Origin of the sequence: Steroidobacter denitrificans, from assembly GCF_001579945.1 — a bacterium.
GTDB lineage: Bacteria > Pseudomonadota > Gammaproteobacteria > Steroidobacterales > Steroidobacteraceae > Steroidobacter > Steroidobacter denitrificans.
Map to the genome: position 1 here is coordinate 2,552,192 of NZ_CP011971.1, position 22,139 is coordinate 2,574,330.

22 protein-coding genes and 1 tRNA gene are annotated in these 22,139 nt (G+C 59.6%); 7 read left to right on the forward strand and 16 right to left on the reverse strand.

Translation table 11 applies throughout. From position 1 onward, the window contains the following. Positions 1-61 precede the first annotated feature (61 nt). Both ACG33_RS11540 and ACG33_RS11545 read right to left on the reverse strand, forming a co-directional pair. Positions 62-388, reverse strand: coding sequence for a type II toxin-antitoxin system RelE/ParE family toxin (locus ACG33_RS11540; RefSeq protein WP_066921343.1), 327 nt, complete (start codon positions 386-388; stop codon positions 62-64). Continuing rightward, positions 388-660, reverse strand: a complete 273-nt coding sequence (locus tag ACG33_RS11545; protein ID WP_066921346.1) for a type II toxin-antitoxin system Phd/YefM family antitoxin — start codon at positions 658-660, stop codon at positions 388-390. The genes ACG33_RS11540 and ACG33_RS11545 overlap by 1 nt, the downstream gene beginning before the upstream one ends. A 253-nt stretch (positions 661-913) precedes the next feature. Between ACG33_RS11545 and ACG33_RS11550 the strand changes: the two genes are divergently transcribed. The 3 genes from ACG33_RS11550 to ACG33_RS11560 all read left to right on the forward strand — a co-directional run bounded on the left by ACG33_RS11550 (position 914) and on the right by ACG33_RS11560 (position 2,070). Beyond that, positions 914-1,177: a type II toxin-antitoxin system ParD family antitoxin gene (locus ACG33_RS11550; protein WP_066921348.1), complete on the forward strand. Its 264-nt coding sequence runs from the start codon at positions 914-916 to the stop codon at positions 1,175-1,177. A gap of 410 nt (positions 1,178-1,587) precedes the next feature. Further along, the gene (locus tag ACG33_RS16560; RefSeq protein ID WP_210399042.1) at positions 1,588-1,758 is read left to right on the forward strand and encodes a BrnT family toxin; all 171 of its coding nucleotides are present in this window, start codon (positions 1,588-1,590) and stop codon (positions 1,756-1,758) included. A 6-nt stretch (positions 1,759-1,764) separates the two neighbouring features. Beyond that, entirely contained in the window at positions 1,765-2,070 is a 306-nt protein-coding gene (locus ACG33_RS11560) for a BrnA antitoxin family protein (RefSeq protein WP_083536828.1), read from the forward strand. A 469-nt stretch (positions 2,071-2,539) separates the two neighbouring features. Here ACG33_RS11560 and ACG33_RS11565 read toward each other — a convergent pair whose 3' ends face one another. The 5 genes from ACG33_RS11565 to ACG33_RS16565 form a co-directional block, all read right to left on the reverse strand. After that, positions 2,540-2,911: a hypothetical protein gene (locus ACG33_RS11565; RefSeq protein WP_157071772.1), complete on the reverse strand. Its 372-nt coding sequence runs from the start codon at positions 2,909-2,911 to the stop codon at positions 2,540-2,542. 126 nt (positions 2,912-3,037) lie between these two features. Next, on the reverse strand, positions 3,038-3,448 hold the full coding sequence (locus ACG33_RS11570) for a hypothetical protein (RefSeq protein ID WP_157071773.1): 411 nt from the start codon (positions 3,446-3,448) through the stop codon (positions 3,038-3,040). Between the two features lie 57 nt (positions 3,449-3,505). After that, a complete protein-coding gene (locus ACG33_RS11575) occupies positions 3,506-4,048 on the reverse strand; it encodes a hypothetical protein (protein WP_066921355.1) in 543 nt (180 codons plus the stop codon). 47 nt (positions 4,049-4,095) lie between these two features. Further along, on the reverse strand, positions 4,096-4,785 hold the full coding sequence (locus tag ACG33_RS11580; protein ID WP_157071774.1) for a hypothetical protein: 690 nt from the start codon (positions 4,783-4,785) through the stop codon (positions 4,096-4,098). A 434-nt stretch (positions 4,786-5,219) separates the two neighbouring features. Further along, positions 5,220-5,450 (reverse strand): hypothetical protein, encoded by a 231-nt coding sequence (locus tag ACG33_RS16565; protein ID WP_066921359.1) that lies wholly within the window; start codon positions 5,448-5,450, stop codon positions 5,220-5,222. 937 nt (positions 5,451-6,387) lie between these two features. Between ACG33_RS16565 and ACG33_RS11595 the strand changes: the two genes are divergently transcribed. The 3 genes from ACG33_RS11595 to ACG33_RS11610 all read left to right on the forward strand — a co-directional run bounded on the left by ACG33_RS11595 (position 6,388) and on the right by ACG33_RS11610 (position 10,544). Beyond that, positions 6,388-7,251 carry a phage integrase N-terminal domain-containing protein gene (locus ACG33_RS11595; protein WP_066921364.1) on the forward strand — a complete coding sequence of 288 codons (864 nt, stop codon included), beginning with the start codon at positions 6,388-6,390 and terminating at the stop codon, positions 7,249-7,251. A 513-nt stretch (positions 7,252-7,764) separates the two neighbouring features. Then, entirely contained in the window at positions 7,765-9,282 is a 1,518-nt protein-coding gene (locus ACG33_RS11605; protein ID WP_066921368.1) for a recombinase family protein, read from the forward strand. 74 nt (positions 9,283-9,356) lie between these two features. Then, on the forward strand, positions 9,357-10,544 hold the full coding sequence (locus tag ACG33_RS11610; RefSeq protein ID WP_066921370.1) for an IS481 family transposase: 1,188 nt from the start codon (positions 9,357-9,359) through the stop codon (positions 10,542-10,544). Positions 10,545-10,589: 45 nt separating this feature from the next. Here the strand turns inward: ACG33_RS11610 and ACG33_RS11615 are convergent. Continuing rightward, positions 10,590-10,666: transfer RNA gene (locus ACG33_RS11615), tRNA-Arg, on the reverse strand. A gap of 280 nt (positions 10,667-10,946) precedes the next feature. Next, a complete protein-coding gene (gene purU / locus ACG33_RS11620; RefSeq protein WP_066921372.1) occupies positions 10,947-11,798 on the reverse strand; it encodes a formyltetrahydrofolate deformylase in 852 nt (283 codons plus the stop codon). Positions 11,799-12,200: 402 nt separating this feature from the next. Between purU and ACG33_RS11625 the strand changes: the two genes are divergently transcribed. Beyond that, entirely contained in the window at positions 12,201-13,073 is an 873-nt protein-coding gene (locus tag ACG33_RS11625; RefSeq protein WP_066921374.1) for an alpha/beta fold hydrolase, read from the forward strand. Between the two features lie 53 nt (positions 13,074-13,126). On the opposite strand, the gene ACG33_RS11630 is transcribed toward ACG33_RS11625, so the two are convergent. The 7 genes from ACG33_RS11630 to ACG33_RS11660 form a co-directional block, all read right to left on the reverse strand. Then, positions 13,127-15,028, reverse strand: a complete 1,902-nt coding sequence (locus ACG33_RS11630) for an FAD-binding oxidoreductase (RefSeq protein ID WP_066921376.1) — start codon at positions 15,026-15,028, stop codon at positions 13,127-13,129. Then, positions 15,025-16,488, reverse strand: a complete 1,464-nt coding sequence (locus tag ACG33_RS11635) for a cbb3-type cytochrome c oxidase subunit I (protein WP_066921378.1) — start codon at positions 16,486-16,488, stop codon at positions 15,025-15,027. Before ACG33_RS11635 ends, ACG33_RS11630 begins: the two co-directional genes overlap by 4 nt. Then, complete coding sequence (locus tag ACG33_RS11640) at positions 16,485-16,988, reverse strand: hypothetical protein (protein ID WP_066921380.1); 504 nt, start codon at positions 16,986-16,988, stop codon at positions 16,485-16,487. The genes ACG33_RS11635 and ACG33_RS11640 overlap by 4 nt, the downstream gene beginning before the upstream one ends. Next, the gene (locus tag ACG33_RS11645) at positions 16,988-18,529 is read right to left on the reverse strand and encodes a hydrogenase iron-sulfur subunit (protein ID WP_157071775.1); all 1,542 of its coding nucleotides are present in this window, start codon (positions 18,527-18,529) and stop codon (positions 16,988-16,990) included. Before ACG33_RS11645 ends, ACG33_RS11640 begins: the two co-directional genes overlap by 1 nt. After that, positions 18,526-19,428, reverse strand: coding sequence for an SCO family protein (locus ACG33_RS11650; RefSeq protein ID WP_210399045.1), 903 nt, complete (start codon positions 19,426-19,428; stop codon positions 18,526-18,528). The genes ACG33_RS11645 and ACG33_RS11650 overlap by 4 nt, the downstream gene beginning before the upstream one ends. A 14-nt stretch (positions 19,429-19,442) precedes the next feature. After that, positions 19,443-20,339 carry a heme o synthase gene (gene cyoE, locus ACG33_RS11655; RefSeq protein ID WP_157071776.1) on the reverse strand — a complete coding sequence of 299 codons (897 nt, stop codon included), beginning with the start codon at positions 20,337-20,339 and terminating at the stop codon, positions 19,443-19,445. A 94-nt stretch (positions 20,340-20,433) separates the two neighbouring features. Continuing rightward, a complete protein-coding gene (locus tag ACG33_RS11660; protein WP_066921385.1) occupies positions 20,434-22,134 on the reverse strand; it encodes a cbb3-type cytochrome c oxidase subunit I in 1,701 nt (566 codons plus the stop codon). Between the last annotated feature and the right edge of the window lie 5 nt (positions 22,135-22,139).

Genomic DNA, 22,139 nt, shown 5'->3' on the forward strand with positions numbered 1-22,139 from the left:
GCCGGCGAGCGCGGAATGTAGCCGCGCAACAGAGGCACATGCGACACTCGCCGCCTGAAGATTAGCCACCGAGCAACCGGCGCGATAGCAGGCTCTGCATATCGCGACGTCCATCGGTAATAACGTAGATGACAACCTTCTTGTCGAGCACGCGATAGATCGCCCGATAAGGCTTGAAGAACACCTGACGGTATTCTTGAATTCCGAGAGAGCGCAGTTCTTTCGGCTGAGAACCCCGTTCAGGCGAAGTCGCCAGGCTCTCGGTTACTTCAAGCAGTCGATCGAAAACGTAATCTGCGTTCTTGGGCGAATCGAACTTCGCGATGTACGCATACAGATCTTCAAGATCCTGCTCCGCATCCTCCGTGAGGAGCACTTCATAACGCATTAGTCGCTGACCTGGCCCCGCAGCCGTTTCACGACATCCGCGACCGGTTTCACCTTGCCCTGCTCGATCTGCTTGTTGCCGAGAGCAAGGATCTTCAGAAGCGCCATTGTTTCCTGCGTCTCCTCGTAACTGGCTACGTCCTGGAGGACGGCTTTGGCCTCACCGTTCTGCGTAATGATGAGCGGCTTGCGTTGCGCGTTCAGCTCGCCAAGAACGTCTGCGGCGTTTGCTTTCAGGTAACTGATGGACTTGATCTGGGTGGAATAGCGCATGGATGCCTTCCTGGGTGAGACCGAATATAGTCCTTAAAAGATCTTGAGGCAATCCGACGCGTCTGTCCGGATGTTCAAGTCGGCGGCCGATTTCGCCACTGTTCTCGCGCGTGGGACGTGGCGATTCGCTCGAACTCCCCGGCGCCAGAACATCCCCTGGCGCTATCTTGAACACTGCACAAAGCAGGCTTGCAATCCACCCATAAGCGAGTACGATTAACTATCTATTACTAATAGTTAGTGAGCATCCGTCATGCCCACCAGTGTAGCCCTCGGGAATCACTTCGAGGAGTTCATCAAGGAACAGCTTGAATCAGGGCGTTTCAACAACGTCAGCGAGGTTGTGCGCGCCGGGTTGAGGCTGCTCGAAGACGAAGAAAAGCTGCGTCAGATTCGTCACACGGAACTCAAGGCTGCAATCCAGGAAGGAATCGACAGTGAAGATGCCGGCACGATTGAAGAGGCCATAGCCAGAAATCGCGCGCGGCGGCGAGTACGCGCGGCGCCTGATAAGTAATACGCGTGGAGCGGACCGTGCGGCAGCCCTGCCATGAGGATGCTGCGTAGCGCGGGTCGAGAAGCCTGCCTATGCCGCGATCTCGGCGGTGGAACAGCCGTCGCCAGCCCGCTTGCCAACGGGGCATACAAGGACAGCGCGTAAAGGACACCTGCGCCGGGCTGTCCTTTAGGAACCCTTGAAGGTTCCGCTGGCTGCGCGCCCAGCGTCCGACGCTTGCCCGCGTCGTCACGGTTGGTGTCCTTTATCGCCCGCCAGCCGGTACTTGCGCCGGCTTGCTACGTATGCCTTTTGTGCATACACTTTCACGCCATGAATTACGTATGAGACGAAACCAAACGCAAGGAAAACCTACATAAGCACGGCGTCGACTTCGCCGATGCTGTTGGCGCCTGGAAGATCCGGCCGCCTTGACCGTCGAAGACGAATCGGAAGGAGAATTCCGCTACGTCACGCTCGGCACCGGTTTCTGCGGTCGCATCCTGTTCGTCGTCTGGACTGAACGCAGCGAAGACACCATCCGCATCATTTCAGCGCGCAAGGCCAGCCCCGGCGAAGCGCGCCAGTATCACGAAGGGTAAAGCGCCATGAGCAACGACATGCCGGAACGCGATTTCAGCAAGACCAAGCGCGCCAGGCAGGTGCCGGCGCTGGCTCGCATCCAGAAGGAAAACGAGGGTAAGGAACGCATCACCATCCGCCTGGATGCGGATGTGTTGGCGTGGTTTCGCGACCAGGTCCAGGGCGGCGGCAACTACCAGTCGCTCATCAACACAGCGCTACGCGCGCACATCGATGATCACGAAGGAGCCCTCGAACGCACGCTGCGGCGCGTGCTGCGCGAGGAATTGCGCCGCAAGCCAGCTCATGCCGGATCGTCGAGCCGGCGATAGATTACGCTGTAAATGGCGCGCCCGGAAGGACAAACTTCGAACTCTTTACTCGAAGCGCTGATCGATTGGAACACTCGCCTGAGCAGCTTAAGCTGTTACGTGAGCCAGCATGCCGCGTAATCGCTCAAGCTCTCGAGCAAGCAGTCACCTTGGCATTCCCCCCGAAATCCCGGACCTCAACCAAGGCCGGTTATGCGGCCTTACTGAGCATTGACTCAAACTCATTGGGTGGCCAGTAACCGATGCTTGAGTGTAAACCGGACTGGATTGTAAAACGTCTCGATGTAAGCGAACACAGCGGCTCTGGCGGCGGCATGCATGGCAAAACGCTGATGCCCCAGGTGCTCGCCCCTGAGGCTGAAGAGGAAGCTCTCCATCGGTGCATTATCGTAGCAGTTGCCGCGTCATGACATACTCTGGCGCATACCGCAGTCCTTGAGTTTGTCGCGAAAGTCCGTCGCGTACTGAGCTACCGCGGTCCGAATGCACGATGAGCCCCGCAGAAGGTCGCTGGCGGGCGATCACCATAGCCAGCGCCGACGGCAAGCTTGGCATCGATCGTGGCGCTCATCGACCAGCCAACAATTTTCCTCGTGCACAGATCTTTCATACCGACGAAATACAGAAAGCCCTGCCCTGTCGGCAGGTAGCTGATATCAGCCAACCAGACCGTGTCGGGCGTGTTGCAGGAGAAATCCTGCCGCAACAGATTCGATGCAATCGCTAACGTATGGTTCGAGTCGGTGGTGCGGCAGCGCTTCTTGCGATGCCGTCCGATGATCTGGTTTTCCTGCATCAAGCGTTGAACCCGCTCCCGACCGCCGGGCGATCGAAGACTCATCGAGAAGAACAACATAGTGCCGTTTCTTTAGCGTCACCGACAGATCCAGCCCCGTACCACTCCTCCTTTCCAAACTGTATCCATTACCCAAAATGGACTTCAAGTAGCGAGAGGGCTGTTCTGGATTCAGCAAAAAATATTGGTGCTCTCGTGTATCATTATCTCCCCGATTGGAATCGCGAAGAGGGTATAGAGTCGAATCACAGCATCGTAACGACGGATACCAAGCGCGTCAGGTTGCAGAGCCGCGCCAGATGGTGGAGTCGAGCGCCTGCCATTGCGCGCCTCGCCGCCCAGCGACGACGTCTGATTTTCCGATGCGATACTTACTTTCTCCAGTGACATCCTTAGGACGACAGCCCGCCGAAGCGGGTGGTCCAGGCAAGTATAGGCTGCCCTGAACAGCTCATCCCTGAGCTGTCCTTTCTCCTCAGTTGTGAGGAATTCTGGAAAGACGTTTGATGGCTCCTCATTGAACTCGAAGGTGGCGTAGGTGCCGACTGCAAGAGCAATAGATGCAATCAGCAACAATCCCACGAAAGTCTTCGGGCGAAACATATAGAATAGCCGTGTCCTCCGAAAACATGCATTACATCACCAGTATACTAATGTGGGATAGCCCCCCACATTCATCTGCAATGGGTACGGGATCACGTCAGTGGTTGACACTCCGTTCATGCAAAATTGCCAATCTATCGAACAAAAGTAATGCTCGACGTTCTGTGCATACAAATCCACTGGACCAAAGACCTGACCTCGCGGCTGGGAGAAGTACCACCCTCCGTAATAAACAGTGTTCGCTTGAATTGCGTTCGCGTTATACGATCCGAATGAAAATATGATAAAGCCTGGCGGGTCAGAGATGCCAGCTGTAATACAATCATCGTAGCCGTTCGGAAGGTTCGTGAAGCTAGTACATGCTCCGTAGATGCCATCGTCGACTGCTAAGTCGTGTTCATATCCGGGGCCAGAGCCGGAGAATGGGCCGGGGCTTGTCCAGTAGAACACTGAATCTGCGTAATACGCTCCATCATAGTACAGATCGCCGCCCGCTGGCCGCACTGCAGCCGCGGCGTGCAAGGACAGCAACACGCTGGCCAGCATCCCAATCGTTCCAACCACATGTGCCTTGCGCATAACACATACTCCTTAAAATTCGTCTTATCATCTTTCGTAACATAGAACTACGGGCTGGTAAGCCCGGGAGTACCGCTTTCGATTGGAGGACGTGATGGGTTCATCAGACCAATTACTTTGGTCAGGACTTCTTCGTTCGTCAAAGCATCTGTTTCACGATCAACGTACTCCGTCCTGGTGTCGTCCGGTCGTAGGTTCTGAATGGCCTGCATCCTAGGTTGAGCATCGTCCCCAATTGCCACAACGCGAACCGCAGCATCTTGTCGCAGGCTTTCGAGAGCCTCCGACGCCCCCTGGACATCAATCGCGTAGATAAGAGGAGCCCCGCTCTTTGCCTCGCGCATCACACTTTCAAATTGCCCTCTCAGCTTCAGTAGAGCCCTTAAATTTGAACTCAACTCCTGATTCTGAACAAGCTGCTCGGGAGCGTTCGCCTCTGTCAGCTTCTGCAGCCGATACGCATTTCCCTCTAAGGCTTTGCCGAAGAAAGCGATGGTTTCGTTCCTTGCTCGCTCAATCAAAAGGTCACGCTCCGCGCTAGTTGCAGTCGCGTTGCCGGAACCGTGAGAGCCGGAAAACCCGGATGCAGCGATATACACCCTACTGACCATCAAATTGTGATTCCCTAGTAGTTCCAGAACTTCCGTGTCGGACATGCGTGAGGTTAAACCAACGCTTACACCACTATTCTGTTGAGCTGCTGCTATGTTCATGGCTGAGCTGATCAGAAACAGCACGCCTAAACTCCGAATCAATCTCGGCCTTGGGATGCTCCTAGTCATTTTGAATCCCTCCAAAATAATTTCATACCGATCACTGTTGCTCACCATATATCAGCGACAAATCGTCCAATTCTCCCTCACGATAACCCGCTGTGGAAAGTACTTAAATTAGCCCGATATATGCCCCCCCTGCGTTGCAAGCGAGTCTTGGCTTCTGGATTCAGGATCGGACTGCAGACAATATATCCGGCCTCTGGAGTGCGTCCCTCGACGCGGGCCCTGATGACAATCGCTCGCAGGATCATCACAACTTCCCCGGTGTCTGAGCCACCGCACGGGCTATCAGGTTCATCCTGCGCCGGTCTGACCTGTTTCCATCAGTTTGTACGTTCTTGCAATTCCAGGTGAGATCTCCTCGATCTCGACTATGGGCTCGCTCCAGTGCTGGCCTACGTCGGACCACAGCCGCTGGGAGTACCGCAGATCGATATTCCGTGCCATACGCCAGGATCGCCCACCGTGGCAACCAGAGCGGTGGCGGTCCGCAGTCCGATCGCCTCGATCCGCATCACTCGGTGCGCCGATTCGCTGATTCTTTCTTCAAGAAGCACGATCACTTCGCGGAAGACGAGCGGCGGCTGCTTGCGCAGAAATGGAATACCGTGATGCACGCGGAGCACGGGAAGCGAGTCACGTTACTGAACGAACCCTGCTTCGACTTGCATTATATCGCCCGTGCTCCTGGCTGCTCCACCAACGGTCGTCGCTGCGATTAAGTCGGTGATCGCAATTATCCCACCAGTCGAAGTGTAGCGATTTCCCTGCCCGATCCCAGCAAGCGACTACACGATACATCCTGCTGCAACGGTTCTTCCGCGGCATGCGAGCGTCTCATACACGCGCCAGTCGTAGTTGCACCGATCAAGCGGCGGCAGCCGTCTGATCGGTGCTCTTTCTCAATCTTCCCAGCGCGTCGCGCGGGCCGTCACTGCTACCGCAGTGACGGCCCGCGCCCCTGCCGCAACAATCCGGCTTGGCGCGGCGTCCTATTGAATGATGCAGCCGTGACGATGCCTCGTCACGCTGTCATCGCAGTAAGCCTGCCGGTGGGCCTGAACACCGGATCACTGGCGCAGGGCATCAGCGTCAGGTCGCGCGAAGTACCCCTTCGCCGATGCCGGACCCAGCCGGCTGCCCAGGAGCGCAGGTTCCTGCAAGCGCTCGTCCCGAATAGGGAGGAACCGCCTGGCACGCTTCGGTTCCGTCATGCGTGTCGCCTCGATCCCATCGGGGTGGAACCTCGTTCCTTTCTGCGGCAGCACCGATCTGCCCGTCCGTTCCGGACATCCTCATCGCGTCACGCCTGCCGCCATCGGCTGCAGGTCATGTGCGCCTTTCTTTCCATCAATCCACAGGAGGTATTCATCACCGCTATCCGCGTGTTTTTCTCTCGCAATCCCCCTGCCCGATCTCTCCACAAGGAGTACGGCAGGCGCCTCATTCGAGGCAACAGGTGGCTCTCTGCACCTGGCCCTTGCCCTTCTGGGATCTCGCTTCGGCGAGTTGGCAATAACACTGACCGGATGGACTCAGAGAAACAGACCGCTGGAGCCTTCGATGGACGATCTGACATACAGCCTGCGACAGCTCTGTCAGCGCAATCGCGATGGCAGCCACGCGACGCAAGCGGACCGGCAAGGGGTGCTGAGCCTGGCCAGCCGCCAATTGCGCGAAGCCGGGTTCAGGCAGATGCGCGCCACGTCCCTGAAGAGCAAGCATGTCGAGGCGTTGCTGAATCGCTGGCAGACAGAAGGCTTATCGGCCGGTACGCTCAAGAACCGCCTGGCGCATCTGCGCTGGTGGGCCGAGAAGGTCGGCAAAGCCGGCACGATTCCCGCCGACAACGCGCATCTGGGCATCCCGGACCGGCGCTTCGTGCCGCAGGAGAACAAGGCCAAGGAACTGGGCGACGGACTGAGCCGCATCCGCGATCCGCATGTGCGTATGAGTCTGGCATTGCAGCAGGCATTTGGCTTGCGGCGCGAGGAGTCCATCAAGTTCCAGCCACGCTATGCCGACCGTGGCGACTGCCTCGTGCTCAAAGGCTCGTGGACCAAAGGCGGCCGTCCCCGCACGATACCGATTACCAAACCGGAACAGCGCGCCGTGCTCGATGCCGCGCGCCGGCTGGCTGGAGCCGGATCACTCATCCCGCCAGAGAAGACGTACATTCAGCAGCGCCGGACTTACGACGGGCAGTGCAAGGCCGCGGGCCTGAGCCACATGCATGGGCTGCGGCACTGCTACGCACAGGCGCGATACGAAGCACTGACGGGCTGGAGTTCGCCGGCGGCCGGCGGACCTTCCACACGAACTCTTGATGCAGCACAGCGCGAGGCTGATACCTGCGCCCGCCAGACGATCAGCAGAGAGTTGGGCCATGAGCGCACGCAGATCACGACGGTATACCTCGGCAGATAGCGGCGTAGGGAACAGGTCGCCGTGCAAAAGGATCGGGACAAGGGTTGGCGCAAAGACGAAGGGACAGGGATAAGGGGAATGGCCCTACCCGAAAAGGCTGCTGGCGCAAAAGGCCAAAGCTACGAAAATGGGCATTCGCCATGATCGCATTGTGGATTGCGGCGATTCGATGCCGGAACCGAAGCTCCGAGCATGCACTCGCCATCCCCACCCCGACTGGAACCAAGCCCGCGGGCACAAGCGGCCCCGGACGCGCACGCTTCCGGGGAAGACCTCCGCGAGTATCTGCCATACCTCGCCGACACGCATCTCTCCGAGTTCCAGAAGCTGGAACTGTTGCAAACCCTGTGGTCGATCATCTCGGCTTTCGTCGATCAGGGTTTCGGGATAGATTCTGTACATCTCGCGCAACCGCAGCACCAGGACGGCACTGCCGAAACGGACGCCGCTGCGGAATAACACATCCAGCCCAATAGCCGGGCAATCCTGCATTCACTCCAAGGAAGCTGGATCATGACGCACGCGGCTACGACAAAAAGAGCCATTATCTACTGCCGGGTTTCTGACAAGAAGCAGAAACACGACGGAGACGGACTGCACAGCCAGGAGCATCGCTGTCGGGAGTACGCGGCTTCCCGCAGCTACGAGGTCGAAGCCGTCTTCCACGATGATGTTTCCGGTGGCGGCGACTTCATGAAGCGCCCCGGCATAGTCGCCATGCTCAGATTTCTGGAAACGCAGGCGCACGATGGCTACGTAGTCGTTTTCGACGACCTGAAGCGCTTTGCCAGGGACACAATCTTCCACCTGAAGCTGCGGCAGGAACTGGCGACATATCGCGCGACCGTCGAATGCCTCAACTTCAAGTTCGAGGACACGCCCGAGGGCCAGTTCGTCGAAACCGTGATCGCCGCACAGGGTCAGTTGGAGCGCCTGCAGAACCGGCGCCAGACCTTGCAGAAGATGAAAGCGCGGCTCGAACGCGGCTATTACGTGTTCGCAGCGCCCGTCGGCTACCGATACGAGAAAGTGGAAGGTCATGGCCGCATGCTGGTTCGTGACGAGCCGCGGGCCTCCATCGTTCGGGAAGCCCTCGAAGGCTATGCCTCGGGCCGCTTCCAGCTCCAGGCGGAGGTGAAACGGTTCCTCGCATCCCACCCGGAGTATCCGCGCGACCGCAGCGGCGAAGTGCGCGCGCAGGACGTCACCAATCTGCTGAAGCGGCCGACCTATGCCGGCTACGTCGAAGGCCGGAATTGGGGCGTGGCTCTGCGCAAGGGCCACCATGCGCCGCTCATCAGCTTTCAAACCTACAGAGCCATCCAGGACCGCCTGCTCGGCAAAGCCAGGGCACCGGCGCGCAAGAATCTGAACGCGGATTTTCCGCTGCGCGGCGCCGTCGCCTGCGGTCACTGCGGCACGCCGCTGACGGCCTGCTGGACCAAGGGCAAGTATTTACGCTATCCGTACTATCTCTGCCCCAAGCGAGGCTGCGAGAGCTACGGCAAGTCCATCCGCCGCGCGACCATCGAGGGCGAGTTCGAGACGTTGCTCCATCAACTGCGACCGGCACCAAGACTGTTCCGCGTCGCACGGGCCATGTTCGAAGACCTCTGGAACCAGCGCCTCGCGACGGCGGAAACCAGCAGAAGCGGCCTGGAAACTGAGCTGGCGAAGATCGAGCGTGAGGTCGAACAGTTCCTCGACCGGATCGCGCAAGCGCAACTCCCTTCGGTCATCACCGCCTACGAGAACCGTATCCGCCAACTTGAAGAACGGAAGATCGAAATTAGCGAGAAAATCTCGAACTGCGGCCGACCGCTGCGTAGCTTCGACGAGACACTTAGAACTTCGCTCGATTTCCTGGCAAACCCTTGGAATCTCTGGGCTTCGGAGCGTCTAGAGCACAAGAAAGCGGTGCTGAAACTCGCCTTCGCCGACCGGCTGACCTACGTCCGGGATGAGGGGTTTAGAACTCCCGATCTCGCCTTACCTTTCAAGGTGTTGGCAGAGATCGGATGCCCCGGCTGAACGACCCGAGACATAGGTGACGATTTGTACCGAACACATGGGTAACACTTTTCGCTTTTGGGCGGGAGGTGTTGATGCCGTGGAAGGAGTGTTCGGTAATGGAAGAACCTCTTCGCTTCGTGGCCCGTCTTCTCGATGGAGAAGGCATCAGTGAGGTGTGCCGGGAGTTCGGTATTTCGCGCAAAACCGGCTACAAGATCTTCAACCGCTACAAGGATGAAGGCCTGGAGGCGCTGAGCGATCGCAGCCGTCGGCCGGTGCGCTATGCCAACCAGTTGCCCGAGCAGATCGAGCGGGCAATCGTGACGGCCAAGAAAGACAAGCCGCATTGGGGCGCCAGGAAAATCCGGGAGTTGCTGGTGCGCAAGCTCGCCGGTGACGTGCGCATCCCGGCGAAAAGCACGGTGCACGCCGTGCTCGACCGTCACGGCTTGGTAAAACGGGCTCGTCAGCGACGACGCTTCAAGGCCGAGGGAACGCCCCTGTCCCAGGCCGTTGCTCCCAACGCGCTGTGGTGTGCCGATTTCAAGGGCGAGTTCAGGCTCGGCAACCGCCAATACTGTTACCCCCTAACCGTGACTGACCAGGCCTCGCGCATGATCCTGATGTGCGAAGCCCTTGAGTCCACCAAGGAACCCCCCGTCATCGAGGCCTTCCTACGCCTGTTCAGAGAGCGCGGCCTGCCAACAGCGATCAGAAGCGACAATGGCCTGCCCTTCGCAAGCCCCAACGGCCTCTACAACCTCTCCAAGCTCTCCGTGTGGTGGCTGAGGCTGAACATCGCCCTGGAGCGCATCAAACCGGGCAACCCGCAGCAGAACGGCCGGCACGAGCGTATGCACCGTACCCTCAAGGCACAGACCACCCGCCCGCCAGGCATGAACGTCCTGCAGCAGCAAGCCAGGTTTGATGCTTTCATCAGCGAATTCAACGAGGAACGCCCTCATGAGGCGATCGACATGAAGGTGCCCGCCGAACGGTATACACCCTCTCCAAGAGCCTATGAGGGCCTACCAGAACTCGCCTACCCCTTCCACGACCGCGACATCCTCGTCACCGCCTGCGGCCGTATTTGCTTGCATCGAAAGAAGATTAATGTCTCCACCGTGCTCGCCGGTCAGAGACTGGGCATCAAGGAGGTCGACGAGGACATTTGGCTGGTGAGCTTCATGCACTATGATCTGGGATATATCGACCTGGAACAGAGAACCCTACAGACCATCGACAACCCGTTCGGCACGAGGTTGTCACCCATGTCTTAGGTACAGTCTGTTACCCATGTCTCCGGGCTGTACAAGATAATGAGATGGCGCGCCCGGAAGGATTCGAACCTCCGACCTCATGGTTCGTAGCCATGCGCTCTATCCAACTGAGCTACGGGCGCACACGGGAGCCTTTGGCGGTGGAACCCGCCTTTGCCGCATCGAGGGAGTCTAAGCCGGACGTTCTCAACAAGTCGCTGAGAAATAACGAATAACCGACTCACTCCGTCTTTTCGGCGCTACCGAAAACGATGCAAAATGGCGCCGACAGGTGCCGCCTTCGCATCGCGGGCGCGCATCCTATCATATCATCGCCCCCGAAACGCTAGCCCTGACCGATTCAAATTTTGGATGCGGACAAAATCAGCTTCAAAAGGACCCACCTCGTCGACCCGGTGACGATCAGGATCTCAATACGACCGTGCGGTTGCCGGTGATGAATACACGATGCTCGGCGTGCCAGCGCACCGCACGATTCAGCACCATGGCTTCCAGGTCGTGGCCGATCTCCACCAGGTCGGCCGGCAGCATGGTGTGATCCACTCGCTGCACGTCCTGTTCGATGATCGGCCCCTCGTCCAGATTCGCAGTGGCGTAATGGGCGGTTGCACCGATGATCTTGACGCCGCGCTCATAGGCTTGGTGATAGGGCTTCGCGCCCTTGAAACCCGGCAGGAAGGAATGGTGGATATTGATACAGCGTCCTTCGAGATATTCGCAGGCCCGGTCCGTCAATATTTGCATGTAGCGCGCCATCACCAACAACTCCGCCCCGGAGGTACTGAACAGCTCCAGCATGCGCGCCTCCTGTGCGATCTTTCCGCCCGGCTCGATCGGATAATGATGAAACGGCAGCTCGTACCACTGGGCCAGGCGCGCATGGGTATCGTGATTCGATACGATACCGACGATGTCGATCGGCAATGTACCGATGCTCCTGCGATGCAGCAGGCTGTTGAGGCAATGATCCTGCCGGGATACCGCGATCAGCGTCTTGCAGTGCATCTCCGGTATATGCAGTGCCCAGTCCATTTTGAAGCGTTCGCCGACGGCGGCAAACTCGGCGCGCAACACCGGTGCTTCCGGAAGCGCATCGCCGCGAAAAGTGGTACGCATGAAGGAGCGGTCCGAGAATTCATCCACGAAATGCGCGGTTTCCGTGATCAATCCGCCGCGCTCGGCGATAAAACTCGTGATCGCCGCCACGATACCCGTGCTGTCCGGGCAGGACATGGTCAAAATATATTGAGGCATGGTTCTTCTGGAATCGGTGAGTCGCAAATTTCTGGAACATCGGCGGAACCGGCTGTGAAAATCCGCTCGGGATGCCGCCCCGCAAGGCCGCTACATTACCTTGGTCGAAACCCTGATCGTGACTGCATGTCACGAAAACAGCCGATCAGCCTCACAACCGTCCCAACCTCCAGCCCCAACCCCCAGGCCCAATCCCTGATCCCAGCCCAGCCCAGCCCAGCCCTACAGCGCTGCCCAGCCGATCCCGCCAACCGGCCCTTCCCATCCGGTGCTTCCCATCCGGCGCTGGATATCCCGGCCGCTGCCGTCCCGACAGCGAAAATGTCCGGGCTTGCGCTCACGTCCTGCGAGGCTGAAACTGACCTTGTTTCTCAACGACAAGAATATTTGTACGACATGCCCATGAATTCCACGATTGAAGTACGCCGCTACCGCGGTGCCGATGGGATCAACCTGGTAGCTGACGTGGGGGGCGATCCTTCGGCGCCGCCCGTGATACTGCTGCACGGCGGCGGACAAACACGCCACTCCTGGCGTGGCGTCATGCGCGAACTGGTAGCGCGCGGCTATCATGTGATCAATTTCGATGCACGCGGACATGGCGACAGCGGCTGGTCGCCCGACGGCGCGTACGGACTGAACCTGTTCGCCGCGGACCTGGGCAGCATCGTCGCAACGCTGCCGAGTCCGCCGGTGCTGGTCGGCGCCTCGATGGGCGGTGCAACCTCCCTTTACGCCACCGGCATGAGCACGAAGCCGTTCGCCAGGGCGCTGGTGCTGGTCGATGTCGTACCTCGGATCGATCTGGCCGGGGCGAAAAAAATCATAGCTTTCATGAGCGCGCGGTCTGACGGTTTCGCGACGCTGGAAGAAGCCGCCGATGCCGTCGCCGCCTATAACCCGCATCGGCCCAGGCCGAAGGATACGGCAGGGCTCATGAAGAATCTGCGGCGCCGTGCCGATGGCCGTCTGCATTGGCATTGGGATCCGCGATTCCTGGATGATCCGCAACGAGCGGAGCCGCCGCTGTTTACGGAGCAACTGAATCAGGCAGCGGGACAGATACGAATTCCGACCTTGCTGGTACGTGGTCTGAAAAGCGATCTGGTCTCCGAAGAAGGCGTCGCCGAACTGCGCAGGCAGCTGCCGCAGCTCGAAGTCCATGATGTGGTAGGCGCCGGCCATATGGTCGCCGGCGACAAGAACGACGCCTTCAACGAGGGCGTACTCAAATTCCTGGACAAGCATATGCCTGCGCCTTCCGGAGCCTCTTAGGCGGCCGGCCCTCCCCTGCCGAACTCCGCGGGTACCGGCACCCACGAACCGTGCTACGACCTATTCGCCGACTCTTTCGACGGCAGGAATGCGTCCGACAGACATGCGTCTTCACTGACTCCCTGAGCAATGAACGCCGGCACCGCCGTTTCGACCATCCGTACCGAGCCGCACACGTAGATCTCATATCCGCTTAAATCGGGATGGTCCGTCAGCATCGCCTCATGCACCAACCCGCGGCGCCCCTGCCAATCGGCCGAGTGATCCTCGGAGAGCACCGGTGTCACCGCAAAATTCGCATATTCACGCGCCCAGCGTTCAGCCAGATCGAGCATGTACAGATCCTTGCGTTCGCGCACTCCCCAATACAGATGCATGGGACGCTGGACCCCGCGGCGAAAGGCTTCCTCGACAATACTCTTGATCGGCGCAAAGCCGGTTGCGCCGGCGACGAACAGAATCGGCTTCGGACCTTCGCGTAATGTGAAACGTCCAAACGGCCCCTCAAAGTTCAGCGTATCGCCGACCTTCATGGTGGTGAACACACGCGTAGTGAAAAGACCGCCGGGAATCAGGCGAACATGCAGTTCGATCTGTTCATTATCCTGCGGTGCATTGGCGAAGGAAAACGCCCGCCGTTGTCCATCCTCGAACACGATATTGATGTACTGGCCCGCCGCGAAATCGATACGGCGTCCGCCGGAGATCGAAATTCTGAGCCGCATGACATCATCGGCCAACCGTTCGAGGCTCGATACTTGTCCGATATAGGAACGGATGCTGCTGGCACCGTCGGAATCCAGCGCCTCGACCTCGATCTCGAGATCGCTACGGGGTGTGGCGCAGCACATCAGCGCCTTGCCTGCATCACGCATCTGCTGCGTCAATACGCTCGGCTGGTAAGCGCCGTGATCGATGCTGCCGTTGAGCACCGTGCACATGCATACGCCGCAGCCGCCGTTGCGGCATTCATAGCGCAGCGCCACTCCTGCACGCAGCCCTGCCTCGAGAATGGTCTCCCCGGTTCGCGCAACCGCGTGGCTGGGGCCCGGATGAATCTCCAGTTGAAAGTCGCGCCGGCTGCCGCGGCGCTGCAACGGCAGCCATGGGATGACGACGAGCAACGCCGTGACCGCGCCCGTCAACAGCCATACCCTCTCGGGCGACCAGTGATACAACAGCGGCAGCCCTCCCAGGTAGAACCAGTCGAATTTGAGCGACGTGACCGCGGTACCAAGATCGGCTGCGCCGCCCTGGCTCAGCACCGGCTGCACCAGGGCTGCCACCAGCAGCATGAACACCACGCTGAATCCGATCAGCCGCGGCGGCTGCATCCGCGCCTTGGGTACGCGCTGCACGTGCACCCACATCACCAGCAACAGCAACAGCGGCACGCCGATATGAATGAACACCAGCAGCGAGAAGAATCGATCGTTGATGCTCGTAGGGTAGAGAACGTTGCGAATCAGCGCATCGAAGCCCGGCAACTGACCCAACCACTCGAAACTGGCATCGATGACGAATTGTGACAGCTTGTCCCACGGCAGCATGTAGCCGTTGACGCCCGAGGTATAGACCAGCCAGATCAGCGCCACGCCCGTGATCCACGAGAACGATCGGAAGCCACGCATGCGATTGAACGCAAAGTAGCGCACCATGTGGATCATCATCACGACGACCATTGCATCGGATGCGTAGCGATGAATGCTGCGCAGTACACCGCCGGCGAACCATTGCTTGTGCGTGAGCGCATCGACCGAACTATAAGCGCCGACCACACTGGTATCGAAGAAGGCGTAGAGATACAAGCCGCTTCCGGCCACGATCCAGAACAGGAAGAACGCGATCGAACCAAGATGATAGAACGGATTCAGCTGATCGCCGAAAGCTCGATTGAACAGCGCCTCGATCTGCATGAATAACCAGCGCAACAGCGCCTGCAATCGGGCGATCATGATGCTTGCTCCATCTGGCGAACGTTGCGGCGACGCATCGATCCGGCTACGACTACAATGAACAGCAGTCCGCCGATGATCGCAATGAGGCCGCCGAGCCCCATCAATCCCATACCGACGACCTCGCCGGTACTTCTCAACACCTGCTCGGCTCCGGCAACCTTGCGCTGCACGCCGTAACCGCCCGACCAGACCAGGCCGATGATGTGCATGAGCTGCCCGGCACCGTAAATGAGCGGCTGCAGCACGGCCAGACGTCCGCTCACCGTGCGATAGCCTAGTTGCGGCAACAGATGGTAGACCAGGCCCATCAGCGCCAGCGTCACACCGACGATGCTGCCGTGATAGTGTGCCGGGATCCTGACATTGTTGCCGCTGATGAACATGCCGATCACACCACCTGCGGCAAACAGCAGCACCGAGGAGACGAGCGCGGCGCGCAGGGGCGCTTGCGCCGCGCTCGCAGCAGGGCGTGTCTTGCGGCGCGATGCAGCGTCCGCGGCCAGCGCGATCACGACCGCCAGGCTGACCGGCAGAATGGCAACGCCGCCGCCGAACCGCATCGCCCAAGTATGCAGGTCGCGATGCTCGACGGAGGCGATGTCATGGGAAAGATAGGCATACGGCGTAATGAACACGCTCACGAGTGCGAGGGCGAACATCAACAGCGTCACGCGCGGGCTCAACGGAACACGCGCGCCGCTGGCGCTGGCCAGCCACAACCAGCCTGCCAGCATCAACAGCGTCCAGGTGAACTGCAGCGCGTGACCACCGCCCCAGAATAGAATCTCGTAATAGGGTTTACCGTCCAGACCCGCCGGCATCGTCAGGTACGACCAGCCGAACGCCAGCAGCGCCACTGCCGTGGACACCACGCTCGCATTCAGCCCGAAACGCAGCGCGCCGCCGCCATCGAAGGTCACACCCAGCTTGGGCGCGGTGAACAGGCTGCGCAACACCAGCATTGCACCGCCGGCCGCGAACACCACCAGCCCCGTGATGAACCAACCATCGTCGAGCACCGGGATGTAGTTGGCCATGATGGCTTCACCCCGGCCAAAAAACGGCGCCAGCGACATCAGCACCGCGCCGGCAGTGCACAGCGCCAGCGCGAACCATGCCCATGCCAGTCCCCGCTCCGAGCCGTTGATACTCCACAGCAGACCCGCGAGCGCCACAAACCAGACAAGCACTGACAAATCGACGTGGACAACCAGGGCAACCCGGAAGAAATCCACGACCGGAAACCACTCGTTGATCACCGGAGTGCGCGACAGCACCAGCAGCACCGAAAACAATCCTGCACCGATCAGCGCCAGCAGTCCCAGCCATAACCAGCTGCGCGCCAGCGTCCGTTGTGCTCCCTCGGGAATGACCAGCAGATAATCGTCGAACGAAGCTGCATTCGGCCGTACATCATGCATCGCCAAGTCGATCGAAGTCCCGGCAGTAGTATTCATTGCAATGTAATTCCACCTTTTTCGGCGCTGAAATCGATCACCAGGATCTGCGCCGGTTTCAGGCTAAGCACTTCATTACGCTCGAAATCAAATCCCTCGGTACGCATGCTGTCCCGAAGTCTGACATCCAGACGATGAGTGCCGGCAGGAACTTCGATGCGCTGATACACGGAGGCGGCGCCGTCGCGAGACAGCCCGGAAGGTTGCGCCGTCTTGCGCAAGGCGGCGACGCCGTCGATATCGACTTCGACCGTGATCGGCGAGCGTTCGCGCGGGCAAGCCATCGGCGCACGCATGTTCGGCGGCAGTTTTGCCAGTTCCTCCGGAGTCATTTTCTTGCATTCCTGCAGCCGCTGACCGTGATGAATCAAGCTGAGCTTGATCAGGGCATGATCCTCCGGCAGATGCTGATACGCCGGCCAGTGCGAGAACACACCGATGAACAGTGCGAAAGCCGCATACAACACCACCTGCCCGATCCATGAAAACACTTTGGTCATCACGCTCCTCGTCTCCGTCGGCGGATCACGCCGGTTCCAAGGGAAAGTGGCAGTTCGCGCAGAACACCCAAGGCAGTCTGCAACGATTTTTCATCTCCCCGGTCGGCCCATACGACCTGAAGCCGCTCTCGCGGCACGCGCGCGCGCAGCCACGGCTTACGCTTGCCCTGCAGACGCTCTGCAGTCCAGCGGTTGCCCAGGCGGAATTCGCAGCCGCTCTCGCGGCATCCTGTGACCACCACGCCCGTGGCGCCGGACCGCAATGCATATTCGATGAAGGACGGCGGCAGCATGCCCGTGCAAAGCAGGCTGAATGCCGCCACATCGGCTGCCTCCATCGCCTTTACACGGGCGCCGCAGTCGCAGCCGAACACTATGATCTTGCGCTCACCCTGCAGCGTTGCCAGACACGCCTGCAACTGTCTGCGCAACGCATCGATCGGCGCCTGCGGCATATCGATACCGGTCGTCAATCGTTCGGTGCTGCGGAAAGGTGTCGAGGATGGACAGGCACCGGCGCAAATGCCGCAGCTCGCGCACAGTTCCTCATGCACCAGCGCCAGCTCCTTGCCCGGCGTACCGTCAGGATGCGGCAGCATGGTGATCGCCGCGTACGGACAATCATCGAAGCAATGCCGGCAGCCGCTGCAGTTGTCAGGGTCAACCTGGGCGACCGGCGGCCGAGCGGCGCGCACTGTAAACGGCAGCAAGAACAGCAGCAGCAGCGCGCCCATCGACAGTGCCCAGGTCCATCCGGCCGACGTGGCGTACATCAGCGGATGAATGAACAGCAGCAACCAGTCGATGGTCAAGGCGCCCTGCGCAACCGAGAGATCGGCCGGCGCCTGGCTCAGGACCGGAGCGAACAGCGCCAACAACAACAGTGTGACCGCGGCGCCGATCGCCAGAGGCTTTGACGGCAGCATTTCGGCATGTGAAATACGCTGGACGTGAAACCACGCCAGAAAGAGCAGCAACAGCGAGGCGCCAATGTGGACGAACACGAACAACGAGAACAGGCGATCGGTGACCGCCTCATTGCTCAAAAAATTGCGCGTGAACGGTGAATTGAAGATCGGTAGCCAGTCGAGCAGCTCCGCCGTCGCGGTCGCCGAGAACTGTCCGATCTGATCCCATTTCAACCAAAATCCCCCGATGCCGCAGATATAGGCGAACAGCAGCAGCGGCACCCCGGTAAACCATGAATAGCGGCGAAAGCCGCGGAAATGCCCCAGCAACCACTCCCGCACCAGGTGCAGTACCGTGACCGTCACGAATGCGTCGGCTGCATAGCGATGCAGGCTGCGCAGCAGACCGCCCAACCACCACTGGTTACGCGACAGATCATCGATGGAACGATATGCGCCGGCGACCGACGTATCGAGCACTGCATACAAATAGATGCCGCTGAGGGCCAGTAGCCAGAAAAACAGAAACGCGAGCGCACCGAGGTGTCGCAGCGGATTCAGGGTACCGCCGAACAGGGTATCCAGAACTCGTTCACAGTGGTTCCAGACAGCGAGGACGGATTCACGCATCATCCACAGTTCATTGGCCGGCGTGACGCTGCACGGCTGCGCCACTCCGACAGAGCAAACCAAAGCATGGCAATGAAGAACGTCACACCACCGGCAATCATGAAGTACAGGGTGTAATCGGCTCGATAGGCGCCGGTCTTCGGATCGTATACCGAGCACAGAATGCGTACTCGATCGATGAGATCCGTGAACCCGACATCGCCATCGATGATCCGCATACCCGTGAGCAACTGCTTCAACGGCTCACCGATTTTGGCGGCAGTGAAGCTGTCGCCATAGATCTGCCGGTAGATCTTCCCGTCCGCATCCAGCACGCTGACCTGCAGCGTATGATCGAAACCGCCCGGCGTAGGGATATAAGTGAAACCGAAATCACGGCTAAGCGCCGCCACATCAGCGGCATCCGGACTCAGGAATTCCCAGTTCGGATCGTCGATACGCAGTTGCGACGCATAAGCCTTGAGCGCCGTCGGCGAATCCTCCGGCTGGTTGAAACCGATGGTGATGACGTTGAACTGCTTGTCGCCGAAGCGCTTGTGCATGGAGCGCACGGCCTTGTGAAGCGCCTGTGTACTGGCCGGACAAATGTGAAAACAGCCCGTATAGATGAAATTCGCCAGCAGCGGCTTGCCGCGATAGTCCGATAACCGGACAGGCCGTCCTTCCCGATCGCGCAGCGTATAATCATCCGGCGTATGGCCTACAGCGGCTCTACTTGCGCGCAGCGCTGCTTGGCCGTCGAGTCCTGCCGTGGCTACGGCGTCGCGTGCCAGGCCGGCCTGATGCGGTCGCGCCGCCTGATGCGCAGCCGCTGACGGCACGTGGCCGCCGACACCGAATACTGCCAGCAACAGGCTCAGTACCACCGGACGTATCCAGGCGGACATCTGCAATACCTTCATCGACTCTTACCGCACTACCGTATCACTGCATCGATACTCGCTGCGATCAGTAGTACGCTCAGTTGCACCAGTGAAGCGAAGAAAGCGCGCATCGCCGCATCCCTGCCCGGCGCAAGCGCCAGCGTGCGGGCCTTCGCAATGAAATACAGGCCGCCGCCCAGCGCCCCGGCCAGATAGATCAGCCCGGCGCCGTAAAAGACCGGCAGAACCGATACCGCGATGAGAACCACCGTATTGCCGTACACGACCCGAGCAGCGCGTTGCGGACCGATCGCGACCGGCAGCATAGGTACGCCGGCGGCAGCATAATCGGCATGATTGGCGATCGCCAGGCTCCAGAAGTGCGGCGGCGTCCACAGGAATAGAATGAGCGCCAGCAGCGCCGGCAGCGGTCCGATCGCAGGATCGACGGCAGCGGCACCGGCAAGTACGGCAAAGCTCCCGGCGAGGCCGCCGATCACGATGTTCAACCAGGTGCGCCGCTTGAGCCAGACCGTGTAGACCACCGCATAAAAAAACGCCCCCAGAAACACATACGCCGCCGCGACCGGATTGAGAACCAGCCCGGCAAGCACGACCGCTCCTGCAAGCATGACGCCGATCATCGCCAGCCACGCAGGCGAGTGCGGCAATGCGCCGGTGGCGAAGGCGCGCCGCCGCGTGCGCGCCATCAGCCGGTCGGTTTCATGCTCGAAGTACTGATTGAAGGCACCGGCGCTCGCCGAAGCGATGAGCACGGACACCGCCAGCGCGATCACCTGCATCAGACTGAGCGACGGACCCGGCGTGATCGCCAAGCCGACCAGCGCAGTGATCATGATGAGCACACCGATCCTGAGCTTGAACAGCCCCAGAATATCGCGCGACAACTGCATCATGCTGCGAGCAGTCGGCACAGGCATCGTCGTCATGGCAGCGGCCCTTCGATTAATCGTAAAGCTACGCAGCGGCGGCTCTTCGAAGAACCGCTGCGGCGAAGACGTTCGTCTTCGCCGCAGCGTGCTCTCAGCTCAGCCCCCAAAGCGTCGAGAGATACTTCCAGTTGATGAAGTAATAAAGGACGAAGGCGACCAGGAAGATCATCGCGAGTGTGAAAGTGCCGGGTGCGACGAAGCCCATCGAGCCGTAGGTCTGCGCAGCGGCTGCCGGCGCCGTGGGCGGAATCGGCGTCACCTTCTGACTCTTCTCGCCGCTCTCGAGCCGCTTGCCCCACAGCAGGGAACCAACGGTGACATAGATGTAGATCGCACCGCCGACGATCGCCACGACACCACCGATGCCGACCAGGCCCATCATCATGTAGGCTGCGCCGGGCCACTCATACGCCAGCGCGGAACCGTCGAAGGCCATGTCCCAGTGCCGGCGCGAGACACCCAGAGTGCCCGCCCCCATCATCACCAGACAGAAGAAGTACATCGACAATCCGAACAGGTACGGCTGCCATTTCGCCAGTGTCGGCGCGATCATCTCACGCTTGAACAGCACCGGAATCAGGTAGTAGGTCAACGCCATGAAGGTCAGCGTGGTGCCCACCACGACCGTAGCGTGGAAATGTCCTGGTACGTAGATCGTGTTGTGAATGATCATGTTGAGCTGTTCCGTGCCCATCATGACTCCTGAGATTCCGCCCAGGAAGCCGAAACCGATAATCGAGATGAATACGCCGGAGAATACCGGATTGCCCCAGGGCGCCTTGCGCAACCACTCGAACAATCCCTTGGTGAATCCCTTCTGACGCTGCGCGACTTCCATCGCCCCCGGAATGGTGAGGCCATGGATCATCGAAGCCAGCACCGCGAAATACATGAAATAGCTGGTGTTGACCACCTTCCACTCCGTGCTCACGCCGGGATCGGCCAGCAGGTGATGCGCACTCGCCAGCTGCAGGAACAGGATATAAAGCAGGAACGCGCCGCGGCTGACGCGCTCCGACATCGGCCGGGCGCCGAACACCACGGCGGCAACCAGATACCAGATCGAAATGTGCGCCGCCACGTTGATCTGCTGAGAGGAGTGGCCGAACGCCCACCAGATCATACGATAGATCAGCGGATCCACATGTTCGACGAAGCCGATCGACTGCAGATACGTCGGAATCAGGATGATCGCCCCCGAGACGATCGTGAAGACCGCAATGATACAGGCGACAATCGCACCGAAGGTCACCAGCGGTACGGACCCCTGATAGGTCTTGTCGCGCTTGGCGATCACCAGCGTGCCGAAAAATACGAAGCAGCCGATCAGCGCTCCGACGGCAAACAGGATCAGCCCGAGATAGAACGACGGCGCGGCCATCATCGGCACATACGACGTCATCATCACGCTCGAGCCGCCCTGATAGACGGCAACGTTGTTCACCACCGCACCGATGAACATCAGCGCAAATGCGAACCAGGCGATCCTGGGCGTCGCTATCCGGCAGCGCAGCAGCGTCGATGAACAGAAATATAGAACGGCGATTTCGAAAAAGATGATCCAATAGATCAGCATGTTGATGCCGTGAGCGGTCAACACCTGATAGAACGTGGCCGCTTCCAGCCAGTGCACCGCTGGCCATCGTGTGAGCACCACGCCGATGGCCAGCAACCCGCCGATCAGCAGGCAAACCACTGCCGCCACGGCATTGGCCAGAATCAGTTTTTCCGCCTGAGCCTCGAATTGAAGGCCCGAGCGCGGGCAGATCCGATAAGTCGTTGCGCTAGACATTGTGC